This is a genomic window from Paucibacter sediminis, assembly GCF_030254645.1.
Lineage (GTDB): Bacteria > Pseudomonadota > Gammaproteobacteria > Burkholderiales > Burkholderiaceae_C > Paucibacter_B > Paucibacter_B sediminis.
The window spans coordinates 2,963,732-2,981,398 of record NZ_CP116346.1 but is presented as its reverse complement, the minus strand read 5'-3'; the positions used below and the strand labels follow the sequence as shown (position 1 = coordinate 2,981,398).

General features: G+C 66.9%; 16 protein-coding genes. 1 reads left to right on the top strand and 15 read right to left on the bottom strand.

The window, feature by feature from the left end; all coding sequences use genetic code 11:
* The first annotated feature begins 728 nt into the window (after positions 1-728).
* Positions 729-3,659, top strand: coding sequence for an Rne/Rng family ribonuclease (locus tag PFX98_RS13825; protein ID WP_285231084.1), 2,931 nt, complete (start codon positions 729-731; stop codon positions 3,657-3,659).
* A 101-nt stretch (positions 3,660-3,760) separates the two neighbouring features.
* Here PFX98_RS13825 and nagZ read toward each other — a convergent pair whose 3' ends face one another.
* The 15 genes from nagZ to fabD all read right to left on the bottom strand — a co-directional run bounded on the left by nagZ (position 3,761) and on the right by fabD (position 17,664).
* Complete coding sequence (gene nagZ, locus PFX98_RS13820; RefSeq protein WP_285231083.1) at positions 3,761-4,819, bottom strand: beta-N-acetylhexosaminidase; 1,059 nt, start codon at positions 4,817-4,819, stop codon at positions 3,761-3,763.
* Between the two features lie 27 nt (positions 4,820-4,846).
* Positions 4,847-5,242: a holo-ACP synthase gene (acpS, locus tag PFX98_RS13815; RefSeq protein WP_285231082.1), complete on the bottom strand. Its 396-nt coding sequence runs from the start codon at positions 5,240-5,242 to the stop codon at positions 4,847-4,849.
* Positions 5,239-6,027 (bottom strand): pyridoxine 5'-phosphate synthase, encoded by a 789-nt coding sequence (locus PFX98_RS13810; RefSeq protein WP_285231081.1) that lies wholly within the window; start codon positions 6,025-6,027, stop codon positions 5,239-5,241. Before PFX98_RS13810 ends, acpS begins: the two co-directional genes overlap by 4 nt.
* A gap of 12 nt (positions 6,028-6,039) precedes the next feature.
* Positions 6,040-6,816 carry a DNA repair protein RecO gene (gene recO, locus PFX98_RS13805; RefSeq protein WP_285231080.1) on the bottom strand — a complete coding sequence of 259 codons (777 nt, stop codon included), beginning with the start codon at positions 6,814-6,816 and terminating at the stop codon, positions 6,040-6,042.
* Positions 6,817-6,891: 75 nt separating this feature from the next.
* Positions 6,892-7,818 (bottom strand): GTPase Era, encoded by a 927-nt coding sequence (gene era / locus PFX98_RS13800; protein ID WP_285231079.1) that lies wholly within the window; start codon positions 7,816-7,818, stop codon positions 6,892-6,894.
* Between the two features lie 48 nt (positions 7,819-7,866).
* Entirely contained in the window at positions 7,867-8,571 is a 705-nt protein-coding gene (gene rnc / locus PFX98_RS13795) for a ribonuclease III (RefSeq protein ID WP_285231078.1), read from the bottom strand.
* A gap of 8 nt (positions 8,572-8,579) precedes the next feature.
* A complete protein-coding gene (locus PFX98_RS13790; protein ID WP_285231077.1) occupies positions 8,580-8,933 on the bottom strand; it encodes a DUF4845 domain-containing protein in 354 nt (117 codons plus the stop codon).
* Between the two features lie 41 nt (positions 8,934-8,974).
* A complete protein-coding gene (gene lepB / locus PFX98_RS13785; protein WP_285231076.1) occupies positions 8,975-9,949 on the bottom strand; it encodes a signal peptidase I in 975 nt (324 codons plus the stop codon).
* Positions 9,950-9,966: 17 nt separating this feature from the next.
* Positions 9,967-11,775, bottom strand: coding sequence for a translation elongation factor 4 (lepA, locus tag PFX98_RS13780; protein ID WP_285231075.1), 1,809 nt, complete (start codon positions 11,773-11,775; stop codon positions 9,967-9,969).
* A 524-nt stretch (positions 11,776-12,299) separates the two neighbouring features.
* Positions 12,300-13,679: a DegQ family serine endoprotease gene (locus PFX98_RS13775; protein WP_285231074.1), complete on the bottom strand. Its 1,380-nt coding sequence runs from the start codon at positions 13,677-13,679 to the stop codon at positions 12,300-12,302.
* 113 nt (positions 13,680-13,792) lie between these two features.
* Entirely contained in the window at positions 13,793-14,176 is a 384-nt protein-coding gene (locus PFX98_RS13770; protein WP_285231073.1) for a hypothetical protein, read from the bottom strand.
* A gap of 89 nt (positions 14,177-14,265) precedes the next feature.
* Positions 14,266-15,510: a beta-ketoacyl-ACP synthase II gene (fabF, locus tag PFX98_RS13765; RefSeq protein ID WP_285231072.1), complete on the bottom strand. Its 1,245-nt coding sequence runs from the start codon at positions 15,508-15,510 to the stop codon at positions 14,266-14,268.
* Positions 15,511-15,557: 47 nt separating this feature from the next.
* The gene (gene acpP / locus PFX98_RS13760) at positions 15,558-15,797 is read right to left on the bottom strand and encodes an acyl carrier protein (RefSeq protein ID WP_058936430.1); all 240 of its coding nucleotides are present in this window, start codon (positions 15,795-15,797) and stop codon (positions 15,558-15,560) included.
* 177 nt (positions 15,798-15,974) lie between these two features.
* Positions 15,975-16,715 (bottom strand): 3-oxoacyl-ACP reductase FabG, encoded by a 741-nt coding sequence (gene fabG, locus PFX98_RS13755; RefSeq protein ID WP_285231071.1) that lies wholly within the window; start codon positions 16,713-16,715, stop codon positions 15,975-15,977.
* Between the two features lie 7 nt (positions 16,716-16,722).
* Positions 16,723-17,664 carry an ACP S-malonyltransferase gene (gene fabD / locus PFX98_RS13750; protein ID WP_285231070.1) on the bottom strand — a complete coding sequence of 314 codons (942 nt, stop codon included), beginning with the start codon at positions 17,662-17,664 and terminating at the stop codon, positions 16,723-16,725.
* Positions 17,665-17,667: the final 3 nt, after the last annotated feature.

Below are 17,667 nucleotides of genomic sequence, written 5' to 3'. Positions count from 1 at the left end.
GCGCCCCCCCCGACCTTGGGGCGGCCTTTAGCCCGTATAATGCTGCTTGCCACGATTGCGCTCTAAGTATTTGATTTTTCAGATTTTACCCGGGCCTGAGCCGGGGTAAGCCGAAGGCGCAAGAGAGGCGGATGCGTGAAGCTCATGTGCGAACAGGGGTTTCAAGGCATCCACAAACGGTGATGCAACGCGTCTGCGACGCGGGCGGGCCCTGTCCCCAAGTGACCGGGCGGCCAGCGCTGCAGTGCGGAAGAGCAACGCAGTTCGAACCACGCCTGGCGTGGCCTGTATGGGGCCACGACGGGCACGAATAAGGTTTTCATCGCGTGAGGCGATCCGATCAAGAGTCGGCGCGCCTCATGCCAGCACTCGGTAGTTCCTCGCGGATGATCTCCACCAATCCCCCCACCCTTTGCCGCTCGCGAGCGCAGCCCCGGTTTGATGCCGGTCGGGCCCTCGCAGACAGCCGCGAACGGGCCGCAGGCGTCATGGCACGCCTGCGCAGCGGGGATGGAGTTCGCCGCGCCGCCTACCCGAGGGCACGCGCCAACGCTGCAGGGCTGATCGCTTAGCAAAGCAGATCTCCAGCAGTCCAGGGCGATTCCTTCCTCGGTTCCACCGCGTTTCTCGTGCAGCTTATGGGTCGCCCGCTGGTGTCACAGCCAGTGGACGTCGTGATGCTGCGCGCCCTGATGGCCTGGAAGGCCTGGGGTGCGTGAGGAGTACTGATGAAACGTATGCTGATCAATGCGACGCAGCCGGAAGAGCGGCGCCTCGCAATCGTTGATGGCCAGAAACTGCTGGACTTCGAAACCGAAATCGAAGGCCGCGAGCAGCGCAAGGGCAATATCTACAAGGCCGTGGTGACGCGGGTCGAGCCCTCGCTCGAAGCCTGCTTCGTGGACTACGGCGAAGACCGCCACGGTTTCCTGCCCTTCAAGGAAATCTCGCGCCAGTTCTTCCGCGACGGCGTGGATGTGCGCAATGCCAAGATCCAGGACGCCATCAAGGAAGGCCAGGAACTGCTGGTGCAGGTGGAAAAGGAAGAGCGCGGCAACAAGGGTGCGGCGCTCACCACCTTCGTCTCGCTGGCCGGCCGCTACCTGGTCTTGATGCCCAACAACCCGCGCGGCGGTGGCGTGAGCCGCCGTATCGAGGGCGAGGACCGCGAAGAGCTGAAGGAAAACCTCGACCAGCTCGAGTACCCCAAGGGCATGAGCCTGATCGCGCGCACCGCCGGCATCGGCCGCAGCGCCGCCGAGCTGCAGTGGGACTTGAACTACATGCTCAAGCTCTGGACCGCGATCGACGACGCGTCCAAGGGTGGCAAGGGCGCCTTCCTGATCTACCAGGAATCCTCGCTGGTGATCCGCGCCATCCGCGATTACTTCACCGCCGACATCGGTGAGATCCTCATCGATACCGACGACCTGTTCGAGCAGGCTCACCAGTTCATGAACCACGTGATGCCCGACCAGGGCCATCGCGTGAAGCGCTACCGCGACGACGCGCCGCTGTTCAGCCGTTTCCAGATCGAGCACCAGATCGAGACCGCGCACAGCCGCACCGTCAACCTGCCCTCGGGCGGCGCGATCGTGATCGACCACACCGAGGCCCTGGTCTCGGTGGACGTGAACTCGGCGCGCGCCACCCGTGGCGGCGACATCGAGGAAACCGCCACCCGCACCAATCTGGAAGCCGCCGACGAAATCGCGCGCCAGATGCGTCTGCGCGATCTGGGCGGCCTGATCGTGGTCGACTTCATCGACATGGAAGAGTCGAAGAACCGCCGCGAGGTGGAGCAGCGCCTGCGCGACGCCCTGCGCAGCGACCGCGCCCGCGTGCAGTTCGCCTCCATCAGCAAGTTCGGTCTGCTGGAGCTCTCGCGCCAGCGCCTGCGCCCGGCGCTGAGCGAAGGCAACCACGTCACCTGCCCGCGCTGCAATGGCACCGGCCACATCCGCGACACCGAGTCCTCGGCGCTGCAGATCCTGCGTATGGTCCAGGAAGAAGCGATGAAGGACAACACCGCCGCCGTGCATGTGCAGGTGCCGGTGGAAGTGACCAGCTTCCTGCTGAACGAGAAGCGCACCGAGATCACCAAGATCGAGCTGAAGCAGCGCGTCACCGTGCTGCTGGTGCCCAACAAGCATCTCGAGACGCCCAACTACAAGCTCGAGCGCCTGCGCCACGACGATCCGCGCCTGGAAAACCTGCAGGCCAGCTACACCATGATCGAAGAGCCGCAGGACGAGGTGGGCATCACCCGCCGCGGCAGCGACGACAAGGGCAAGAGCAAGCAGGAGCCGGTGGTCAAGGGCATCATGCCCGAAGGCGCCGCACCCATGCCCACCGCACCGGCGCCCAAGCCCGTGGCGGTGGAGCCCGTGGCTGCACCGGTGGCCGCGCCGGCCGCCGGCGGTGGCTTCTTCGGCTGGATCAAGAAGCTGTTCGTGGCTGCACCGGCCGAGGCTCCGGCCCCGGCCGTGGAAGCCAAGCCGGCTGCCGAAGGCCGCAAGGACGGCAAGCGCGAAGGTGGCCGCGATGGCCGCCGTGATCGCGGCGACCGCGGTGGTCGTGGCGAACGCGGCGAGCGCGCCGAACGTGGCGAGCGCAGCAAGCGCGGCGAGGCCCGCGCCGATGGCAAGCCGCAGGACGGCCAGCGCGCCGAACGCGGCGAGCGCCAGGAGCGTGGCGAGCGCCCCGAGCGCCAGGAGCGCGCCGGCCGCCGCAATGAGCGCGGCAACGACAAGCCCGAGTTGGCGCTTGGCGAGCAGCGCCCCGAGCGCACGGAACGTGCCGAGCGCGGCGAGCGTGGCGGCGAAGGCCGTCGCCCGCGCGGCGAGCGTGCCGAGCGCCCGCAGCGCAACGAAGAAGCTCGTGTGGACAGCGCGGCCCTGCAGGCCGAGCCCAGCGATGCGCAACTCGACAACCCGGCCTTCCAGGACACACTGCCCGAAGGCCTGGCAGCGAACGAGGCCGGCAGCGAAGAGCGCCAGGGCCGCCGCCGCCGCCGCCGTGGTGGCCGCGACCGCGATGACCGCGCCGCCGAAGGCGTCGAGGGCACCGAGCTGAACCAGGAGCAGGCCGAAGCCGCTGCTGCCGAGCCGGCCGAAGCCGTCGAAGGCACCGAGGCCCCCGCCGCTGCCGACGAGGCCGGTGAACCCCAGGCCCGCGATGGCCGCCGCCGCCGTGGTGGCCGCAACCGCCGCGAGCGCGGCGAAGGCATGGCGGCCGATGAGGCGCAGGCCGAAGGCATGGCCGAGCCGGGCCCGGCCGCCCAGGCACCGCAGCAGATGGAACTGGCCGCGCCGGCCGAACCCGCCGCACCGCCGCCGGCACCCGCTCCCGCAGCGATCGCCGCCCCGGCAACGCCGGTGGTCGCAGCACCCGTGGCGCCGCTCGCCGCGCCGGTGGTGCCGGCCTTCGAGCTGCCGGTGAACGATCTGCAAGCCATCGCCGAGGGCGCGGGCCTGCAATGGGTCAATTCCGACGCAGACAAGGTGCGTGTGGTGCAGGAGGCGATTGCCGCCGAACCCAAGCCCGTGCATGTGCCGCGCGAGCGCCCGCCTCTGGTCGAGATCGACGCAGGCCCGCTGGTGCTGGTGGAGACGCGCAAGGATCTGGCACAGATCACCCTGCCCTTCGAGCAGCGCTGATGGCAGGCGGGGCTAAAGCCCCGCGCGGCCCCGCAACGACAAAAACGCCGCTGGGCTTGCGCTCAGCGGCGTTTTCTTTTGGCGGGGTCAGGTCTTGCGGCTCAGCCCAGCTGCTCCACCGCGGCCAGGTAGCGCGGATTGCGCATCAGCTCGTCCCAGGTCAGCGGCACGGTCTGCGGCAGCAGGTCGAGCCGGCGCGACTCGCTGTCGGGCTCCTGCAGCCAGTCGCCGCGCGCGGCCGCCTGCACCAGGCCGTCGAGCAACTCGTCCAGCGCGGCACCGGCATCCACCAGGCTCTGGTTGCACAGCAGCACCATGTCGCAACCGGCCTGCAGGGCCGCCAGCGCGGCCTCGGTGTAGCCGATCTCGCGGCCTTCCAACACGCGCGCGCCGCGCATGCCCAGGTCGTCGCTGAAGATGGCGCCGCCAAAGCCCAGGCGCTCGCGCAGCACCTCCTGCAGCCAGCGCGCGCTGAAGCCCGCCGGGCGGCTGTCCACCTTGGGATAGATCACATGCGCCGGCATCACCGCGGCCAGGCTCAGGCTCAGCCAGGCAAAGGGCTGGCCATCCTCGGCCAGGATGGCCTTGAGGCTGCGCTTGTCCACCGGCACGTCCACATGGCTGTCGGCCGTGACGAAGCCATGCCCCGGGAAATGCTTGCCGCAGCTGTGCATGCCGGCCAGCAGCAGGCCATGGGCCAGGCTCTTGGCCAGCAGGGCCGCCACGCGCGGATCGCGGTGCAGGCTGCGGTCACCGATCACGCTGCTCTCGCCATGGTCCAGGTCCAGCACCGGCGCGAAGCTCAGGTCCACGCCGCAGGCGCGCAACTCGGCGGCCAGCACATAACCGGTGGCCGTGGCGGCCGCCGTGGCCTGCATCGCATCTTCCATCCACAGCTCGCCAAGCCGGCGTGCCGGCGGCAGATGGGTGAAGCCGCCGGTCTTGAAGCGCTGCACGCGGCCGCCCTCCTGGTCGACGGCGATCAGGATGTCGGGGCGTATGGCCTTGATCTCGGCGGTGAGCCCGGTGAGCTGGTCGCGGCTTTCGAAATTGCGCGCGAACAGGATCAAGCCCCCCACCAGCGGATGGGCCAGGCGGCGGCGGTCGTCGGCATTCAGCTGGGTGCCGGCAATGTCCAGCACCACGGGGGCGTGCGGCATATCGTTCATTGATTGTTCATTTCTTGTTCATTCCTTGGTTTCCACCACCACGAAGGCGGTGGCGTAGTCGGTCTCGTCGCTGACGCTGACATGGGCCCTGAGGCCCTTGGCCTCGAACCATTGCGCCAGTGCACCATGCAGCCGCAGCTCGGGCTTGCCGCTGGGCGCCTTGACGATCTCGCAGGCACGCCAGCTCATCGGCATGCGCATGCCCAGTCCGATGGCCTTGGAGAAGGCCTCCTTGGCCGAGAACCGCGTGGCCAGGTAGGCAATGCCGCGGGATTCGACCTTGGCGCGGCGCGCGCGAAAGACCTCCAGCTCGTGCGGACCGAGCACCTTCTCGGCGAAACGCTCGCCGCGGCGCGCCAGGGTGTCGGCGATGCGGCGGATGTCGCAGACGTCGGTGCCGATGCCGTAGATCACAGGCTGTAAGCGCGTTGAATGGCGCGCTGATACTCGCGCACCGTTTCCGTGTAGCCCAGTTCGAGCGCGTCGGCGATCAGGGCATGGCCGATCGAGACCTCCTGCACACCGGGCACCTCGCGCAAAAAGGTCGTGAGGTTGTCGCGGCTCAGGTCGTGGCCGGCGTTGATCCCCAGGCCCACCGCCAGCGCCGCGTTGGCGGTGGCCGTGAAGCCGGCCAGCACCTCGGCCTGGCGCGGTGTGCCATAGGCGCTCGCATAGGTCTCGGTATAGAGCTCGATGCGGTCCGCACCAAGCTCGGCCACCAGCGGCATGGCCAGCGGCAGCGGATCCATGAACAGGCTCACGCGCACGCCCAGCGCCTTGCATTCGGCGATCAGCGGGCGCAGCCGCGCCATATCGGCGGGCAAGTTCCAGCCATGGTCGGAGGTGAACTGGTCTTCGCTGTCCGGCACAAAAGTGACCTGCTGCGGACGCAGCGCGCGCACGAAATCCATCAGGTTCTGCGTCGGGTTGCCCTCGATGTTGTACTCGGCCTGGGGCCAGGTCTTGAGCAGGGCGGCCAGCTCATGCACATCCTCGCTGCGGATATGGCGGGCATCGGGGCGCGGATGCACGGTGATACCCTGCGCGCCCGCCAGCAGGCACAGCTCGGCGGCGCGCATCACGCTGGGAATGCCCAGATGCCGGGTATTGCGCAGCAGGGCCACCTTGTTGACGTTGACGGAGAGGGCGCAGCGCGCGTCGCGATGACGCGAGGCCTCGGGGGCCACCAAAGGGTTCATGGTCGGATCGACTCAGGCGAGGAGTTTCTGCACATCCAGCATCACGCCACGCGTGCGCAGGGGCTTGTGGCCCAGATGATAGTGAAGCAGGCCGCGCAGCGCCGTCTTGAGTGCGGGCAGCGCCCCCATGCAGGCCTGCTGCAGAGCTTCGACGCTGCCATGCAGCAAGGCGGCCTGCAGCTGTATCAGCTCGGCGCCCTTGAAGTGCGCGCCCGCATGACTGGGCGGCACGACACCGGACTCGGCCGTCAGCACATAGCTGCGCTCCAGCTCCAGCGGCAGCTGGGTGGGCGTGACGACGCTAAGATCAGGCAGGAGGCCGCTGTCGTTCAGCAGGCGCAGCTCGAAGGCGCGCAGGGCCGCCTGCGACTGCGCATCCTCGCTGGCGTGCAGCAGCGGCAGAGTCTGGGCATAGGCATCGAAGAGCTGGGGGTGCGGGTCCTGGCGCGCCAGCAGCTTGAGCAAGAGCTCGTTCAGGTAGTAGCCCGAGAACAGCGCCGCACCGGCCGGCATGGCGTGGGTGCTGGCCCATTCGGCGCCGCGCAGCGTCTGCACCTCGGGGCCGCCATCGCCCTTGCTGGGCTTGGACAGGCTGACCTGGATGCGCTGGAAGGGCAGCAGCACGGCGCGCAGCTGCGAGTAAGGCCTCTTGGCACCCTTGGCCACCACCGCCAGCCGGCCCTGCTCGCGCGTGAACAGGTCCAGGATCAGGCTGGATTCGCTCCAGTCGTAGTGGTGCAGCACATAGGCCAGCTGCGCGGCGGGAGCACGCGTGGCACGTGCGTTCATGCCCGGCGCCGGGCCGCCCCAAGCCGGGCGGCGCCCCTCGGGGGCAGGAGCGAAGTGACTGGGGGGCTCACGAACTCACTCGTAGCCGTAGGAGCGCAGGTGTTCCTCGCTGTCGGCCCAGCCGGAGCGCACCTTGACCCACAGTTCCAGGAACACGCGGCCGTCCATCAGGTGCTCGAGCTCCTGGCGCGATTCGGAACCGATGCGCTTGAGCAACTCGCCGCCCTGGCCGATCACCATGCCCTTGTGGGCATCGCGCTCGACCACGATGGAGGCGGAGATGCGGCGCAGCTCGCCCTCGTCTTCCCATTTGTCGATCACCACCGTCGAGGTGTAGGGCAGCTCGTCGCCGGTGAGGCGGAACAGCTTCTCGCGGATGATCTCGCTGGCGAGGAATTTCTCGCTGCGGTCGGTCAGCGCGTCTTCGTCGTAGAACCAGCCCTGCTCGGGCAGATAAGGCTTGAGGATCTTGAAGAGGCGCTGCACGTCGGCCTCCTTCTTGGCCGAGAGCGGCACGAACTCGCTGAAGTTGCGGCGCTCCTGCATGCCCTTGAGCCAGGGCGCCAGCTCGGCGCGGCGATGCACGGCATCGAGCTTGTTGGCGATCAGCACCACCGGCTTGTCATCGGGCAGCAGGGCCAGCACCTTGGCGTCGTCCAGGCCGAAACGGCCGGCCTCGACCACGAACAGCACCAGGTCCACATCGGACAGCACGCCATGTACGGTGCGGTTCAGATTGCGGTTCAGGGCCGCGTTGTGCTTGGTCTGGAAGCCGGGCGTATCGACGAACACGAACTGGGCCTCGTCGACGGTGCGCACGCCGGTGATGCGGTGCCTGGTGGTCTGCGCCTTGTTGGAGGTGATGCTGACCTTCTGGCCGACGAGCGCGTTCAGCAGGGTCGACTTGCCCACATTGGGGCGGCCGACGATGGCGATCAGCCCGCAGCGTTGCGCCGGGCTCGCGCCCTGCTCGGACTCGGGGGTGTTGGTGATGTTGTTCATGGTGTGACGGCTGGTGGCCGCCCCAGGCAAAAAGGAGTCGTCAGGGTCTCAGTCGCGCAAGCCGGTGCCGGGCTTGTCACGCGCCATCAATTCATCAAGCATACGCCGTGCCGCGTCCTGCTCGGCGGCGCGCCGCGAGCGGCCCTCGCCGCTCTTGGCCAGATTCAGCGCCGGCACCGCGCATTCGACCGCAAAGGTCTGGGCATGTGCCTGGCCGCGGGTCTCGGTGATGCGGTAGGTGGGCACCGCCAGACGGCGCGATTGCAGCAACTCCTGCAGCGCGGTCTTGGCATCCTTGGCCCAGTTGTCGCTCACCGAACCATTGATCAGATCGCCCAGCAGGCCGCGCACCAGTTCGAGCGCGGCGGCGTATCCACCGTCCAGAAAGGCCGCGCCAATGATGGCCTCGGTGGCATCCGCCAGGATCGAGGGGCGCTGGGCGCCGCCGCCGCGCGCCTCGCCCTCGCTCATGCGCAAGACCTCGGGCAGACCTATGCCCAGGGCCAGGCGGTGCAGGCTGTCCTCGCGCACCAGATGGGCGCGTATGCGCGTCAGGTCGCCCTCGTCGGAGCCCGCGAAACGCGCGTACAGCAGGCTCGAAACCGCCAGGCTCAGCACCGCGTCGCCCAGGAACTCCAGGCGCTCGTTGTGATCGGCGCCAAAGCTGCGATGCGTCAACGCCCTCACCAGCAGGCCCGGATCGGCAAACTGATAGCCGAGCCTTTGCTGCAGGGAATCCAGCGGCGTCTTCATGAGCTTGCTCAGTGCGAACGTCCTTCGTACTTGATCACCAGCGAGACCGGGCCGCCAAGCTCCACCTGCTTCGCATAGGCGAAGCTGATCAGCACCTTGTCGTTTTCCTTGGTGATCACCAGATCCTTGGAGTCAATGCTGGTGATCGAGTATTCGACCTCCTTGATGCGCTCGAACTCGGCGCGCGCCAGCGGCACGGTGGCCGGGTTGCCCTTGGCGATGCGATCGACCGCACTCTGGATGGTGTAGAACTCGATCACCGTGGGCACGACGCGCAGACCCACGACGGCCGTGACGCCGAGCAACGCTCCCCAGAACAACAAGCCGAGCAGGCTCAAACCACGCTGCTGGTGTCTGCGCATAGGCCTCATGGATCTCATCCCCCGTCTTGTGCTGATGCGGCTCAGTTGAAGGAGCCAATGCGTTTCAGATTACCGAAATTCATCCAAACAAAGAAGGCCTTGCCCACAATGTTCTCGTCCGGCACGAAGCCCCAGAAGCGCGAATCGCGCGAGTTGTCGCGGTTGTCGCCCAGCATGAAGTAATGGCCGGCCGGCACCTTGCAAGTCACGCCCTCGGGGCTGTACTTGCAATTCTCCTGGAAGGGGAACGGCCCATCCTTGCGATCCGGGCGGAACAGCGGCTGGCGCTGCGTGTTCACCAGCAGCTGATGCTCCTTCTCGCCCAGCTTCTCGCTGAAGCGCTGGCGGTATTGCATCGAGTCTTCGTCGTAATAGTCGCCCTGGGACTGCACCGGCACCAGCTGGCCATTGATGTAGAGGCGCTGGTTCAGGTAGCTGACCTCGTCGCCGGGGACGGCAGCCACGCGCTTGATGAAGTCCATGCTGGTGTCCTCGGGGTAGCGGAACACCATCACGTCGCCGCGCGCCACGTCGTGGTTGGCAATGATCTTCTTGTTGATCACCGGCAGGCGCACGCCGTAGTGGAACTTGTTCACCAGGATCAGGTCGCCCACCAGCAGGGTCGGCACCATCGATCCCGAGGGGATCTTGAAGGGCTCGAACAGGAAGGAGCGCAGCAGAAAGACGATCAGGATCACCGGGAACAGGCCGGCGGTCCAGTCCAGCCACCAGGGCTGGCGCAGGATCTCCTCGCGCGCGCCCTCCACATTGCCATCCACACGCGCAATGCCCTGCGCGGCCAGGGCCTCGCGGCGTTTGGTATCGCTGGCCAGCAGATCGGCCGCGGCGCGCTCGCGCGCCGGCTGGAAGTGAAAGCGCTCCGCCAGCCAATAGGCCATCGTCACCGCGGTCAGGATGAAGAGCAGCAGCGAAAAGTTGCCGCTCCAGTAGCCGGTGTACCAGCCACCCAGGTAGGCGATCAGGACAGCGTAAAGAATTCCGGTCAGCGCACTCATGGAGTCCTGTGGTTCGTTCAATCGTCGACTTGGAGGATGGCGAGGAAGGCTTCCTGCGGCACCTCGACGGTACCGATCTGCTTCATGCGCTTCTTGCCCGCCTTCTGCTTTTCCAGCAGCTTGCGTTTGCGGGTGATGTCGCCGCCATAGCATTTTGCCAGCACGTTCTTGCGCATCGCCTTGATGTTCTCGCGCGCGATGATGTTGGCGCCGATCGCCGCCTGGATCGCCACGTCATACATCTGACGCGGGATCTGCTCGCGCATCTTGGCGGCGACCGCGCGGCCGCGGTACTGGCTCTGCGCGCGGTGCACGATGATGGACAGCGCGTCGACCCGGTCGCCGTTGATGAGGATGTCGACCTTCACCACATCGGAGGCCCGGTATTCCTTGAACTCGTAGTCCATCGAGGCGTAGCCGCGCGACACGCTCTTGAGCTTGTCGAAGAAGTCCAGCACGATCTCGGCCAACGGCATCTCGTAGGTGAGCATGACCTGGCGGCCGTGGTAGGCCATATTGATCTGGCTGCCGCGCTTCAGGTTGGCCAAGGTCATCACCGGGCCGACGTAGTCCTGCGGCATGTAGAGGTGCACGGTGACGATGGGCTCGCGGATCTCGGCGATCTGGCCCAGCTCCGGCATCTTGGACGGGTTCTCGACCTCGATCACCGTGCCGTCGCCGATCACCACCTGGTAGACCACGCTGGGCGCGGTGGTGATCAGGTCCTGGTCGAACTCGCGCTCCAGGCGCTCCTGCACGATCTCCATGTGCAGCAGGCCCAGGAAGCCGCAGCGGAAGCCGAAGCCCAGCGCCTGGCTGACCTCGGGCTCGTAGCGCAGCGAGGAGTCGTTGAGCTTGAGCTTCTCGAGCGCGTCGCGCAGCGAGTCGTACTCGCTCGCCTCGGTCGGGTACAGGCCCGCGAACACCTGGGGCTGGATTTCCTTGAAGCCGGGCAGCGCCTCCTCGGCCGGGCCGAGGTTGTTGGGCAGCTTCTTTTCCAGCGTGATGGTGTCGCCCACCTTGGCGGCCTGCAGCTCCTTGATGCCGGCGATGACGAAACCCACCTCGCCCGCATTCAGCTGCTCGCGCGGCTCGGACTTGGGCGAGAACACGCCCAGGTGCTCGGCGGGGTAGACGGCGTTGGAGGCCATCATGCGGATGCGCTCGCCCTTCTTCAGGGTGCCGTCGACCACGCGCACCAGCATCACGACGCCCACATAGGCGTCGTACCAGGAGTCGATGATCATGGCGCGCAGCGGCGCCTCCACCACGCCCTTGGGCGGCGGCATGCGCGCGATCACGGCCTCGAGGATCTCGTCGATGCCCATGCCGGTCTTGGCGCTGCAGGGAATGGCGTCGGTGGCATCGATGCCGATCACGTCCTCGATCTCGGCCTTGGCATTCTCCGGATCGGCCGAGGCCAGGTCCATCTTGTTGAGCACCGGCACCACCTCGACGCCGAGGTCCAGCGCGGTGTAGCAGTTCGCCACCGTCTGCGCCTCCACGCCCTGGCTGGCGTCCACCACCAGCAAGGCGCCCTCGCAGGCCGAGAGCGAGCGGCTCACCTCATACGAAAAGTCCACATGCCCGGGTGTGTCGATGAGGTTGAGGTTGTAGGTCTTGCCGTCCTTGGCGGTGTACTGCAGCGCGGCGGTCTGCGCCTTGATGGTGATGCCGCGCTCGCGCTCGATGTCCATCGAGTCCAGCACCTGCGCTTCCATCTCCCGATCAGAGAGCCCCCCGCAACGCTGAATGATGCGATCCGCCAGCGTGCTCTTGCCGTGGTCGATGTGGGCGATGATGGAGAAATTGCGGATGTGATTCATGGACTCAATCGCGGTCTGTTCGGCCGGAATCTTCAACGGCGAAGCCGTTGCATGGAAGGCTCATATCGCGAAGCGATGTGAAGGCCCGGAGGGCCGTGCCGAACATAAAAAAAAGGCACGTCGAAACGGTGACGCGCCTTCCAACAAAACGTATGGCAACTGCTTGTTGGGCCTTCATTGTAGCCAAAAGCCCCCGCCTGGAAACCGCACCGTTGCTGCATTTCCCGTCGTTGCGGGCCGCCAACATCAAACTTATGCACAACTTATCCACAATTCCGTCTGGATTTCCTGTGGATGTTTGAGGCGGGGTCCGAGCCTGCCCGCATTGTCCCGTCCCGATGCGTGCAAAGCGGCCCTGGAAGGCCAGGATTCTATCCGATCGATGAATCAATCGCCCGTCTCAGGCAGTCGGTGAAGCCAGATCGGGCCCAACCCGGCCTGCCGCAACCGCCGCGCCAGCCCCGCCGTCAGCGCTGAATTTCCACATTACGGAAAGACCCGCCACCAGACTCGGACGCCGGCACTCAGCGCCCCGGCTTCAGCAGCACGATATTCACCGCATCGGCGCGCCGCACCAGCAGGCTCACGATCTTGGCCTTGTCCAGCTTGGCAATGGCCGCCTGGAACTGCTTGACGCTGGCAATCTCGGCATTATCCAGGGCCAGAATCAGATCCCCCTCGCGCAGGCCCGCGCGTGCTGCCGCGCCCTCGGCCGCATCCACGCGCACGCCGCCGCGGAGCTTCAGCTCGCGCTTCTGTACATCGGACAGATCAGACACCGTCAGGCCCAGGGCCGGCGCCACTTTCGGGGCGGCCTCGCTGGCGCGCTGCGGCTTCTCGTCCTCCAGTTCGCCAACGACGATGGGCAGATCCTTGTAAGCGCCGCGGCGGAATACCTGCAGGCTGACCTTGCTGCCGGGCTTGGTACCGCCGACGACGCGGCGCAGATCGCTAGCCTTCTCCACCGCCCTGCCGTCGAACTTGACGATCACATCGCCGCCTTCCACGCCGGCCTTCTCCGCCGGGCTGCCCTCGACGACACGCCGCACCATTGCCCCCGTCGCCTTGCCAAGGCCGATGGCTTCGGCCACCTCGCGGCTGACATCCACCGGGTCGACGCCGATGCGGCCACGGATGACGCGGCCACCGTTGCGCAGCTGCTCGGCCACGCGCTGCGCCTCGTCGATCGGGATCGCGAAGGAAATGCCCATGAAGCCGCCAGACTGGCTGTAGATCTGCGAGTTGATGCCCACCACCTCGCCGCGCATATTCAGCAGCGGCCCGCCCGAGTTGCCCGGGTTGATGGCCACATCAGTCTGGATGAAGGGCAGGAAGTCGCCGGTGTCGCGTGCCTTGGCGCTGACGATGCCGGCGGTGACGGTGTTGTCGAAACCAAAGGGCGAACCGATGGCCAGCACCCATTCGCCCACCTTGAGCTTGCTGACGTCGCCGAGCTTCACCGCCGGCAGGCCGGCGGCCTCGATCTTCACCACCGCCACGTCCGTGCGGGCATCGGTGCCGATCAGCTTGGCCTTGAACTCGCGCTTGTCGGTCAGCGTCACCAGCAGCTCGTCGGCACCGTCCACCACATGGGCATTCGTCATCACATAACCGTCGGTGCTGATCAGAAAGCCGGAGCCGACCCCGCGGCGTTGCGGTTGATCGTCGTCGCCGCGCGGCGCACCGCGGCGCTGGTTCGGCGCCGGGATGCCGAAGCGGCGCAGAAACTCGAGCATCTGCTCGTCCAGCTCCGGCATATTGGGGTTGGCCTTGAGCCGCTCCGAGGTGCGGATGTTGACGACCGCCGGGCCCACGCGCTCCACCAGCTGGGTGAAGTCGGGCAAGGCCGGCTGGACGGGCGCGGTCTGCGCCTGCACGGGCTGCAGCTGCAGGGTGGCGGCCATCAGCGGCAGGAGAAGGAAAAAGCGTCGGACCGGCTGGCTGAGCAACATGGCACATGGCCTCGCAAAAACTGGTAGGCCGATTGTGCCGGCACTCACCCCCCGGTGCACCGAAGTCATGCCTGGCCGGCGGAGAACAGCGTGGCGCGCAGTTCCGGCCAATGCGCTTGCGCCGCCACCTCAGCCAGGGGCAGATAGAGCGGCCGCCAGGCGAGGCGCCAACCGGGGCGCTGCGCCCGCAACAGCAGCCAGTGATCCAGATCCATCGCGACACTAACGCGTACCGGCAATTCCGGCTGCTCGCCGCTGGCCAGCCACCAGGCCTGCCCGTCCCAGCGCAGGCGGTAGCGGTAGTCCCGGCAGCCCAGGGTGCGCGCCAGCCAGGCCGCGGTGGCAGCCGCCAGCAGCAGCGCAGCGGCAAATACCGAGGCAGCCAGGGTCGGGGTCAGGTGTTGCAGCAGCGTCGCCACCAGGCCCGCAACAGCCAGCCCTGAAAGCACGCAACCCAGAGCCCGCCAAGCAGGATCTGGGTTGAGCGTGACGCTGAAGGCGGGCGGATGGCGCAGGGCCGACCGCATCGCCCACGGCCTCAGATGCGCTTGAAGATCAGCGTACCGTTGGTGCCGCCGAAGCCGAAATTGTTCTTGGCCGCATATTCGATCTTCATCTCCCGCGCGGTGTTGGCGCAGTAGTCCAGGTCGCACTCGGGATCCTGGTTGAAGAGATTGATGGTGGGCGGCGCGATCTGATCGCGCACCGCCAGCACCGTGAACACCGACTCGATGCCACCCGCGCCACCCAGCAGATGGCCGGTCATGGACTTGGTGGACGAGACCACCAGCTGCTTGGCGTGGTCGCCAAAGGCCAGCTTGATGGCATTGGTTTCGTTCACGTCACCCAGCGGCGTCGAGGTGCCGTGGGCATTCATGTAGTTGACCTGGTCGGGGTTCAGCCCGGCATTGCGCAGCGCCGCGCGCATCGAGCGCTTGGGGCCGTCCACATTGGGAGCGGTCATATGGTAGGCATCCGCGCCCATGCCGAAACCGACCAGCTCGCAATAGATCTTGGCGCCGCGCTTCTTGGCGTGCTCGTACTCTTCCAGCACCACCACACCGGCGCCCTCGCCCAGCACGAAGCCGTCGCGGTCCTTGTCCCAGGGGCGCGAGGCCGTCTTGGGATCGTCGTTGCGCGTGGAGAGCGCGCGTGCGGCCGCAAAGCCGCCCACGCCCAGCGGCGAGACGGTCGACTCGGCACCGCCGGCCACCATCACGTCCACATCGCCGTATTCAATCAGCCGCCCGGCTTCACCGATGCTGTGCAAGCCGGTGGTGCAGGCCGTGACGATGCCCAGGTTGGGTCCCTGGAAACCGAACCTGATCGACACATGACCCGAGATCATGTTGATGATTGAGGCCGGCACAAAGAACGGAGAGATGCGGCGCGGACCCCGCGCCGTCAACTCCGCATGCGTTTCCTCGATCATCGGCAGGCCGCCGATGCCCGATCCAACCAGCACGCCGATGCGCTCGGCCTGCTCTTCGGTGAGGGCGTCGCCGGTCGGCAAGCCCGCATCCTGCACCGCCTGAATCGATGCCGCCAATCCGTAGTGGATGAAGCGGTCCATGGTCCGCGCTTCCTTGGTGGACATGTATTCAGCCACGTCGAAGCCCTTGACCTCGCCTGCGAACTGGCAGGCATAGGCCGAGGCATCAAAGCGGGTGATGCGGTCGATGCCGGACTGACCGGCCAGGATGTTGGCCCAGCCTGTCGCCACCGTGTTGCCCACGGGGCTGATCAGACCGAGACCGGTGACGACGACGCGACGACGGCTCATGCGGTACGGGGATCGGTTGAGGAAGAAACGCTGAAGGGCCTGAGCCCTTAAGCCTTCTGGTGCTTGACGGCGTAGTCGATCGCCAGCTGCACCGTGGTGATCTTCTCGGCTTCTTCGTCGGGGATCTCGATGCCGAACTCGTCTTCGAGTGCCATCACCAGTTCCACGGTGTCCAGAGAATCGGCGCCCAGATCGGCCACGAAGGCCTTCTCATTGGTCACATCGGCTTCAGGCACGCCGAGCTGCTCGGCGATGATTTTCTTGACACGTGCTTCGATATCGCTCATGACTCCTCCAGGAGTGGATTGCAAGGAACAGCCCGGGATTCTAAGGCCTCTAGAGTGCCACCCCTAGCGCGGGGTGGCGGACGCAGGCTGACAGCACTGCGACCCGCACTCTAGCAGGCCCTCACCGGCCGGGCGAATCCGGTGGGCGCAACACAGGGTGTCGCGCCGCTAAACAGTTCAGCTCATGTACATGCCACCGTTGACATGCAGCTCGGTGCCGGTGATGTAGCCAGCCGTCTTGGAGGCCAGAAAGGCCACCGCATCGGCGATTTCCTTGGGCTCGCCCAGGCGGCCCAGCGGGATCTGGGCCAGCAGGGCGGCCTTCTGGGCCTCGGGCAGCACCTCGGTCATGTCGGTAGCGATGAAGCCTGGGGCGATGCAGTTCACCGTGATGCCGCGGCTGCCGAGCTCGCGCGCCAGCGCACGCGTCATGCCCGCCACGCCGGCCTTGGCGGCGGCATAGTTGGCCTGACCGGCATTGCCGGAGGCACCCACCACCGAGGTGATGTTGACGATGCGGCCGTAGCGCTGCTTCATCATCGTGCGCATCACCGCGCGGCTCATGCGGAACACCGCCTTGAGATTGGTGTCCAGCACCGCATCCCAGTCCTCATCCTTCATGCGCATCGACAAGGTGTCGCGCGTGATGCCGGCGTTGTTGACCAGCACCTGCAGGCCGCCGTCCGCCTTCACGATCTCGTCCACGGCCGCTTCCACCGCCGCCGCGTCGTTCACATTCAGGTTCATGCCGCGGCCGCCCAGGGGCGCCAGGGCGGCCGTGATGGCGGCGGCGCCGGACTCGCTGGTGGCCGTGCCAATGACGGTATAGCCCTGCTCGGCCAGGGTCAGCGCGATGGCGCGTCCGATGCCGCGGCTGGCGCCGGTGACGAGGGCAACTTGCTTGCTTGGTTCACTCATGATTCGATCAGCCCAACAGGGTCTTGGCTTCCGCCAGCGAGGCCGGGTCCAGCACGGTAGCGCTGAGGATCTCGGCATCGATGCGCTTGCACATGCCGGCCAGCACCTTGCCGGGGCCGCATTCGATGATGTGCGTGAGGCCGCGTGCCTTCAGCGCCTGCACCACCTCCACCCAGCGCACCGGACCGAAGGCCTGGCGGTAGAGCGCGTCGCGCAGCGCCTCGGCATCGCCGGCCGCGGCGACGTCGATGTTGTTGATGACGGGGAACTGCAGGGCCCCGAACTCGGTGGCCGCCAGCTTGGCCTTCAAGGCCTCGGCGGCCGGCTTCATCAGGCTGCTATGGAAGGGCGCCGACACCGGCAGCAACAGCGCGCGCTTGGCGCCCGCCGCCTTGAGCAGCTCGCAGGCTTTCTCGACGCCGGCCTTGGTGCCGGCAATCACGGTCTGCTTGGGGTCGTTGAAATTCACCGCCTCGACGGCCTCGCCCGCCGCGGCGGCGGCCTGGGCACAGCCTTCGCGCACGGCCTGAGCCTCCAGGCCCAGGATCGCGGCCATCGCGCCCACGCCCACCGGCACGGCTTGCTGCATGGCCTGGGCGCGGAAGCGCACCAGCGGCAGGGCCTGCGCCAGGCTCAGGGCGCCGGCAGCCACCAGCGCGGTGTACTCGCCCAGCGAATGGCCGGCGGCGGCGGCCGGGGTCAGGCCGGTCTCGGCAATCCAGGCGCGGTAGCAGGCAATGCCCGCGGTGAGCATCACCGGCTGGGTGTTGGTGGTGAGGTCCAGCTGCTCCTTGGGGCCTTGCTTGATCAGCGCGGCGATGTCTTCGCCCAGCGCGGCCGAGGCCTCGTCCAGCGTTTGCTTCACCGCGGGGTGATCACCCCAGGCGTCCAGCATGCCCACGGCCTGCGAGCCCTGGCCGGGGAACACGAATGCAAAGTTCGCACTCATCTT